The 259-nt window shown below is 40.5% G+C and carries 1 pseudogene; it reads right to left on the minus strand.

Annotated elements, in window-relative coordinates:
* Positions 1-259: pseudogene (locus ACFINS_RS10470) on the minus strand (phosphate ABC transporter permease subunit PstC); the annotation flags it as partial.

Raw genomic sequence — 259 nt, forward strand, 5'->3', positions numbered from 1 at the left:
GCGGTAATAACATCATCTGACAAAGAGGAAACAAAAGGTATCAACATAATTCCCATCACAACTCCAGCGGTCAAAACACTTTGAGCCATAATAAAACCAACACCACCAGAGAGAGAAACAGAGAGATCACGTAAAAATGGTCCGACAAACTTCAGAGCAAAAAAGCCATAAACAATGGTTGGAATACCCGCAAGAACTTCCAACAATGGCTTTACTATTGATCGCAATCGAGCCGAAGCATATTCAGCCATATAAAGAG

This window comes from Bartonella sp. AA2SXKL (assembly GCF_042197205.1).
Classification (GTDB): Bacteria; Pseudomonadota; Alphaproteobacteria; order Rhizobiales; family Rhizobiaceae; genus Bartonella.